The sequence below is a fragment of the Acinetobacter sp. ANC_7553 genome (assembly GCF_056779895.1).
This window is the reverse complement of record NZ_JBWYIV010000026.1, coordinates 1-7,731: the sequence shown is the minus strand read 5'-3', so window position 1 is coordinate 7,731 and position 7,731 is coordinate 1. Positions and strand designations below refer to the sequence as shown.

General features: G+C 34.7%; 8 protein-coding genes. 2 read left to right on the top strand and 6 right to left on the bottom strand.

Annotation, left to right across the window (positions count from 1 at the left end; translation table 11 throughout):
- Positions 1-851 (bottom strand): LysR family transcriptional regulator (locus tag AC1M9I_RS14285; protein WP_481611189.1); only part of this gene is annotated, 851 nt, incomplete at its 3' end.
- A gap of 917 nt (positions 852-1,768) precedes the next feature.
- Between AC1M9I_RS14285 and AC1M9I_RS14280 the strand changes: the two genes are divergently transcribed.
- Both AC1M9I_RS14280 and AC1M9I_RS14275 read left to right on the top strand, forming a co-directional pair.
- On the top strand, positions 1,769-2,449 hold the full coding sequence (locus tag AC1M9I_RS14280; protein ID WP_481611188.1) for a DUF3761 domain-containing protein: 681 nt from the start codon (positions 1,769-1,771) through the stop codon (positions 2,447-2,449).
- Positions 2,450-2,662: 213 nt separating this feature from the next.
- Complete coding sequence (locus AC1M9I_RS14275) at positions 2,663-3,247, top strand: hypothetical protein (protein WP_481611187.1); 585 nt, start codon at positions 2,663-2,665, stop codon at positions 3,245-3,247.
- 49 nt (positions 3,248-3,296) lie between these two features.
- On the opposite strand, the gene AC1M9I_RS14270 is transcribed toward AC1M9I_RS14275, so the two are convergent.
- From AC1M9I_RS14270 to AC1M9I_RS14250, 5 genes are all read right to left on the bottom strand, one after another.
- Positions 3,297-4,475, bottom strand: coding sequence for a Fic family protein (locus AC1M9I_RS14270; protein WP_159373053.1), 1,179 nt, complete (start codon positions 4,473-4,475; stop codon positions 3,297-3,299).
- Between the two features lie 224 nt (positions 4,476-4,699).
- Complete coding sequence (locus AC1M9I_RS14265) at positions 4,700-4,993, bottom strand: hypothetical protein (RefSeq protein WP_481611186.1); 294 nt, start codon at positions 4,991-4,993, stop codon at positions 4,700-4,702.
- Between the two features lie 9 nt (positions 4,994-5,002).
- Positions 5,003-5,299, bottom strand: a complete 297-nt coding sequence (locus AC1M9I_RS14260) for a HigA family addiction module antitoxin (protein WP_481611185.1) — start codon at positions 5,297-5,299, stop codon at positions 5,003-5,005.
- 10 nt (positions 5,300-5,309) lie between these two features.
- On the bottom strand, positions 5,310-5,588 hold the full coding sequence (locus tag AC1M9I_RS14255; RefSeq protein ID WP_407412092.1) for a type II toxin-antitoxin system RelE/ParE family toxin: 279 nt from the start codon (positions 5,586-5,588) through the stop codon (positions 5,310-5,312).
- 865 nt (positions 5,589-6,453) lie between these two features.
- Entirely contained in the window at positions 6,454-6,981 is a 528-nt protein-coding gene (locus AC1M9I_RS14250; RefSeq protein ID WP_481611184.1) for a plasmid replication DNA-binding protein, read from the bottom strand.
- Between the last annotated feature and the right edge of the window lie 750 nt (positions 6,982-7,731).

The following is a 7,731-nucleotide window of genomic DNA, read 5'->3' as shown; positions in this document are numbered from 1 at the left end:
ATGAGCTGATCATTACCTTTTTTCCAAATCAATTTCACTTCGGATTGATTATTTTGATCATTAATTGAGATTAGTCTTACGTCTTCGGGAAGGACTGTGGAAAATTCTTCCGGTACGATACATATACCAAAGCCATTTTCCACTAAATCCAATTGTGACAATTTTCTTGAAGATATTCTTGCTCTTTTCTGCGAGAAGCCACTACTTAAGCAAAGATTAGATGCTAAATAACTTAGACCTCCACGCTCAGCATGGGGGGTCGAAACGAACCTTAAATCTTTTAAATCCCTTATATCTACAATAGTTTTATCATTAAAATTTTTATCAAAGGCGGATACCGCTACATATAAAGATGATTTATATAAGCTTATAGAACCTAGTTCATCTAAAGAATGATAGACAGGAGGACGAATAAAACCTATATCAATGTCACCGCTTAATATTGCTTCAATTTGAGCTTCTGAAGATACCGTATTAATTTCTATATTAATTTTATACTGTTCACATAGATCATCTAAAATTTTTAATTTTTTCTTATCCAGTATAATACTACTGGAATGGCAAACTCTCACTGTTCTATCTTCTCCTTGGCTAATCTTTTTAGCTAACTCAATTGAATTACTAAAGTTCTCAAGATGGGTCTTTAAACCTTTATAAAGAGCTAGTCCCGCAGGAGTAAGTTTTATTTTTTTTTCTGATCTATCAAAGATACTAAAGCCTAAATCATCCTCTAAATTTTTGATTTGCCTACTTAAGGCAGACTGAGCAATAAATAGCTTTTCTGAAGCTGCAATAAAACTCCCTTCTTCTACGATACTTATTAAATAATTACATTGCTTAAAAGTTAACATATATCAAAAACAGATAGATTGTTGATTTTTCTATATTAGATTAGATGGTTTATTTTTTATATCTTTTATTCAACAGAATAAAATTTGGTTGAAATTTAAAATGGCTATTAAGAATAAAATTATTGTATTTACAGCTATGGTCGCGATTTGCTTAGCAGCCCAATCTTATGACAAATACACTGGAAAATTTTCTAACTCCTCTATAGATCCTATAGATTTACTAATTGATTAAGTGTCATTTAACATAATAGAGCTTATACGAAGTACACTTGTATATTAATATAAAAATCAATTACTTAAAAATTTCAGACTGATCATAAAACGCACAAAAATTGGCTTTTGTAATAAGTTGGTGAGTTTTTAAGCGGATCTGTAACATTTGGCCAAGAATATTGGTCAATAAATGATCAATTTACCAATCAGTGCCCATGTCATGCGGATCCAGGTTCCAAAATTATCCCCAATTGCTGGGGATAAAATTTAGGCTATTTTGTACGCCCTGGCGCACATGAAACTCGTCCCTTTGCGGCTATCCGCAATACTGGAATTTTCCTATGATCAAGTCATCAGGAACAGGATGTTCCATAACATAAAACAAAAATTATAAGTTATTGCACATGGACCAGAGGGTACAACAGCACAATCAGCAACGATGAAAAACCCCGGCAGGATGCCGGGGTTTTTTATTATCTCAATTTTATTTAGGTTCATTTTCATTTGTTTCTTCTCAATAATCTCAATTTCTATGGTGTTATATATAAGTGCAAATAGATTTAAATTAAGACATGTTTATTTAGCGAAGTTGAATATAAATTACTTAGGTTCTTAAGAGATAACTAAGATTTAACAATGATTTTATTTGACAAAAATAATAAGTGAATAATAATCCATACTATCTAATTTTCAGATAACTTCACATGATAGATATAAACAAAAAAACTTTAAAAAAAATTATATCTATATGTATTTTAACAATTTTCAATGTCGGATGCGTTTCATTAGAATCCCCATCAGTAAGTCTAAAAACACAAGATAAAAAAATAACCAGTGAAACTGTATTCTTAGAAGAAAAGGATTCTATAAATCAGCTTTTGCAAAAAGTACCAGAGCCGCTAGAAGTAAAGATTGTAGGGTATGTAAATAAAGACATTCTGCAGATGTTTTCCTCCCCAAACCGATCAGTAGTGGTTAATCATGTAACTAGGGGAACTAGAGTATTAATTTTTGATACATCAGGGAACCTAGCCAATATTTCAGCAGATATTGAATATCCTTATTGGGTAGATTTAGCAGGGATATGTTTCACGGAAAATTGTTGGAAGCAAGAAAATACACCCACAGTAAAATCATCGGTAAATACACGTAAGACTTCTCCCGGCCTAATTACGCAACCTAAACCCTCTACTCAAAATAAAAGAATCAGTTCAAACCAAGGAAAAGGCTATACGAACGTAGATGGGAAGTACGTTCCAAGTCCTCGGAAAGCAAATAAGCAGCCTTCTAATGCAACAGCGAAGTGTAGAGATGGGACTTGGTCTTTTAGTTTGAATAGGAGAGGCACTTGTTCTGGCCATGGTGGAGTAGCTAACTGGCTTTAGAACTTAGAGTACTTCTGATTTAAAGCTTAGCGTGCAACATGCTTAAAAATTAAAAACCAATAAAAACAGGAACTTTAAGTTCCTATTTTTCAGCTTAGTATAACGTGTATTATGTTAATTTCAGATTTTCTTTAGAATCACTCTAAAATTAAGTAGTTGAAAATAATAAAAAAGGCTTTATTAATTTATAAAATATTTATGAAATAAGAGAAAATGCAGAATACACCACTAAAACAAGCTAAAGCAGAACTAGAATCGGCTAGATCTAGTATTGAAGCCATGGAAAATTCAAAATCATTTGAAGAGTTTGAGAGAAATTGGCGATTTTTTTTAGGGTGCTTAGAGAAAGTCTGGGCAAAAACTGAAAGAGCATGCCAAGACAAAAGAAATGAGTTTCAACCTTGGCAAGGACAGTTCAGTCGATTGCGTAAAAAGGATATGCTTCTTAGATATCTTAAACAGGCTCGTGACGCAGATACTCATTCAATCCAAGAAATCACAGAAATTTATCCTGGTCATACTTCATATAAAAGCGCCCATAAAGGTTCTCATTACATAAAAAAAATGGTCATAAGTAATGGAAGCCTCTCTCATTATGAAGGTGATCCTATGATTCAAGAAACTGTAATGCCTCATCCAAGAGCAATTAAAGTGCAAAATAATGGTGAGTGGTATAATCCACCATCAAAGCATTTAGAAAGTCCTATTGAAAATCATCATCCAGTAACTTTAGCGTTATTAGGCTTTAAATTTTATAGTGATTTCATTGACCAAGTAGAAATTAAATTTTTCTCCTAAAATTTATTAGCTAGATAAAAAACAAAAAAGCTCATAAATGAGCTTTTTTTTATTGAAATAGATATGGAAATAATACTTCAACAGCATGTGGAGACAATCTAACTTGCAATTTGTGTTTAGGAGGAGCAAATATTAGATGGTCTTTAACCATTACTTGAACGATCTCCCTCAATTTTTTCTCACTAATCTGAAACTTATCCTGTAATTCTTTTCTAGAATGTGGCCCACTATGCAAAAGAGTTTTATATATATCTTTCGCTTCTAAAGGCAATTTCTTTAATGGCTTTTTCGTTTTATGATCAAATAAAGCTTCATTGAATCTTAATTGGAAGTAAACGTTAATTCTTTCTTCAAGCTTATATGGTTCTAATAAGCTACTGAAATATGTCATTTGATCTAGAGCAACATCTATAAAATATTCTGTAAATTGTGTTAGTCCATCATCAGATAATATACCTCTACCATCCATACTACCTTGTCTTTGTCTATCAGCAATATCGAGATACTTATAATATTGCTCACTCGAACGAGCAAACCCTCTAGACATAGACCACAAACCATAACTTTTTAAACCGATTGCACGCATAAAACAATCCGTGAACAACCTTGAAACTCGACCATTTCCATCTAAGAATGGATGAATCCAAGCTAAACGGTGATGTGATGCAGCCATTGCCCAATACTTACTCATGCCTGGAAGGTACTTAACTTTATAAGCATTAGAAAACCATGACATATATGCTGAAATTTTTTCTGGCGATGGTGGTGTGTGAGGTCCAACTCTAACGTTTGTTAGACGATAACATCCAGGTTCTATTTGATGAGTAGTTATACCGTCACTATCTAAAATTTGTAGTTCCGAAGGCTCACACTGCTCATAAAAAGCTTCATGAATCTTTTTAATAAAATCTTGTGAAGTTACTTCTTCAACATTGCTGTGTTGCAAATTAAGTTTAACTTGAACCTCAATGTGTCTTTTAATCTCCAAAAGTCCTTTAGATTTATATTCAATAGATTCATCATTTAAATGCAAAAGTTCACTTGGTTTAGTTGGATTACCTTCAATCTTATTACTGTAATAAGAGTTAACTACACGTAATAACCCTTCAATAGCATCTCGTATAGTACTAGGTACAGTTGAATCTAATTGCGCGTCTAAGCGAATTATTTCGAATAACTTCTCTTCTAGCTCTGGTGAGTACGTACTAGCAATCGGTGTAATATCCACGTTGTAAATCTCTTTAAAACAGCAAGATAATTGTACGCTATAAAATCCGAAATAAAAAATATATTAATATATAAATATCAATATATTACAAAATATACTTAAAAAAAATGCCGTTATTTTTTCCGATATAAAGTCAATATTAAATTTTTCTATCCTCTAAATTATTTAACATAAAATCTCTTATACGAAGATCGACTGTTAGAACCTATCTAAAGCTGTTTTATCTATTTCTTATCCCATTCTTTGAGTGAAATTAAATAGTGTTCAACATGTTGTAAATATTTGTCTTTTTTCTTATGAGAACCATAGGCGTGGACTTCTTCTTCTTTTAAAAACTCACAAAAATTTCTAGTCCGTTCTAACAATTCATCTCTATCCTTTTTGAGCAAAAGCTCACGCCAGATACCTAAATGCGTATCAAATAAAAAAAATATTCTAGAACCCTTTTTAAGTCTGACTTTTGAAGATTGTGATTCCAAATTAAATAAACAATCTGCTATATCTTGAATGTTCTGCATAAATAAAAATTAACACTGTACAAAAAATGGCTGAATCTGTGGACGTTGTTTTTGTGATTCCATCCAAAGTGAATGCTTTGATTGAACACGCATTAAAAGGTCTGCGCTGATCCCTAAAGCATCATGCAAACGTAAAGCTACATCTGCTGTGATCGGTGCCTTACCATTGATAATTCTAGAAAGTAATACACGTGTGACGTGGATACGTTCAGCAAGTTCTGTAACGGTAATCGCTTGTCCTTCTTCTTTAAGGCCATCTAGCCATTCGGAAACTAACTCGCCTGCATGAGCTGGATTGTTCATCATCATATTTACCTCAATGATAGTCCTGATAATCTACGATATAGGCGTTACCATCTTTAAAAATGAAAGTCATACGCCAATTTGCATTAACCGTAATTGCCCAATGATCTTTTAGCTTCCCTTTCAAAGGATGAAGCTTCCAGCCTGGGAAATTCATTTCATCAATGCTCTGTGCTTCATTCAAAGCCGTTAATTGTCTTTTTAACTTCACTGCATGAACTGACTGAATACCTGCTGTAGAACTTGTTTTAAAAAACCTTTCTAGTCCCTTATGTTTAAAATCTATAATCACAAGAATTAACCCTTTGTATAGTTTTACTATACACCATGTCGTAAAGTAAAACTATACAAGCTATAAAGACAAAACACTTATTAAATGCTCTCACTCTCTCCCCGATCACCTCAGCCTTCGGGCAAGCCCTCTGGGCTGATGGTGAACGTTGAGAGAGTTTCGGCAATACTCACCCTAAGAGCTTGTCAAAAGACGAAGCCCTCAGAGTATTGCCGAGTACCAATTTTGGGCTGACGGAGCCACGCATCGGTCGTCCACGACAGTAGGTAATTGTGCTTTCCTACATAGGCTGAGATTACGATTCACACACCGCATCGACACGTTCTCAGACCGAACAGTTGGCTTATCTCTGCGAGGGTTTCCCCAACATACAATTTAAAGCGTCCCTGAACTACTCCTGACGTTGTTGCTTTGTCGATTTCCCCTAGTAGCAACTCCTGCTTTAGATTCTTATATCCCTCTAAAACAATCGCTGTGGTGCGCTAGCGTCGCTTGTTCCTTCCACCCACACCACATGCCGACCGTATGAAACGGACACGCAGAAGCGGGCAAAGCTCGATCTAGGATGCTTATTTGATGGTTTTAAACACGTATTAACGAAGACTTATCATTTTAGGTCTTGAACTAAACACTTTTTATTGTGAAAATAGAGTTCAGGTACAAGCCTTAGTGTGAAATCTGCACGAGTTGGTAGCTCTGCTGATCTTCGTTACTTGATGTTCCACCATCAAATAACTGCGTACCGCTGAATATAAAGCGAAAGCCCTGATTGTTGCAAGACATTCAGGGCTTTTTCTTTTGTTTAAGTCGTTGTTTCTGCAATATTCAAATCAAAAGCTAAAAAAATGCGCATTTGAGCTATTTTTCAGCGAAGAATTTCACCGACCAGCCTGCGGAATAAACCTTTTTTGGCTGGCTCTTTTGACTCAAAATCTGTTTGTTTTGCATTTTTGGATGGTGTTTCGGGCTGTTTCTCACCCTGTTTTTTCTGTTCACCAAAACTGCTCTGATCCTGTTTAGCTACAGTTTCACCTGTTTCAGCTACTTCTGTTTTTGGCTTGTGTTCTATCAGTAGTTTGAAGTCATCAAAATCACGTCTAACACTGGCTATCTCTTGTTTCAGGAAAGACTTATCTTGTTTCAGTTCTTCGATCTGTAAGCGTAGTTCCCGGACAAGATCATCATTGTTCACAGAAACATTGGATTTAGTATCTCCTGAAACAGCTTTCTTCCCAGGATGGCCAAAGACCCGGATCATATCGAGGGGATCTATCTGCTGCACACCAAGTTCGTTTAACTGAGGGGTGATCTCACCTTTCTTAATGGCTTTATAAATTGTCGTTCTACCGATATTAAATTTTCTTGAAGCCTCAACAATGGTGAGTAGAGACATAAGCTATTCCCTTTATTTTTGGTGTTAAAAATCGCGGCAGCGACTGGGGACCTCGTAGAGCAAGATTTACCGTTAAGCCCCCTGGCGAATAAGGTAAAAGTAGTGGAGGACAGGAATGAAATTCCGTAGGCCTACAATACACATCTTGCCGTCTAAATCTGTGCAATTTTACGCAATTATATGCAACTGCCTCGGGGGAGGAGCTGAAACAATGCAATTATCTGCAACTATATGCAATTATCCGCAATTATATGCAATTCCGGCCTGTTTTTAAGGTGATTTAGCGGCTGTTTTAAGGCAACTTTAGGCAATTTAACGCAACTTTAGGAAATTTTAGGCAACTATAGGCAATTTAGGGAAACTGGCGGGAAGAACACCAAAAAAGAGGCTTTTGAAGTCGTTTTTTAGACCCTATGATTAACTAAGATTGTTTAACTTGTATGAACAAAATCGTGGAACATTGCTCACTAATTAGGCGTGGAACGTGACAAATCATTAAAAAAGCCCAAGTAGGCATACTTAGGCTTTTTAGGATACGATAAGGCTATGAATTATAATAAATAATATTTTGCATTTCGTATAAGGTGTATTATGTTAATTTTAGAAAATTTTAAGAATTTAATTTATAAGATTCATGAATAGCTTTAACACAATTCTCAATGAGCTGATCATTACCTTTTTTCCAAATCAATTTCACTTCGGATTGATTATTTTGATCATTAATTGAGATTAGTCTTACGTCTTCGGGAA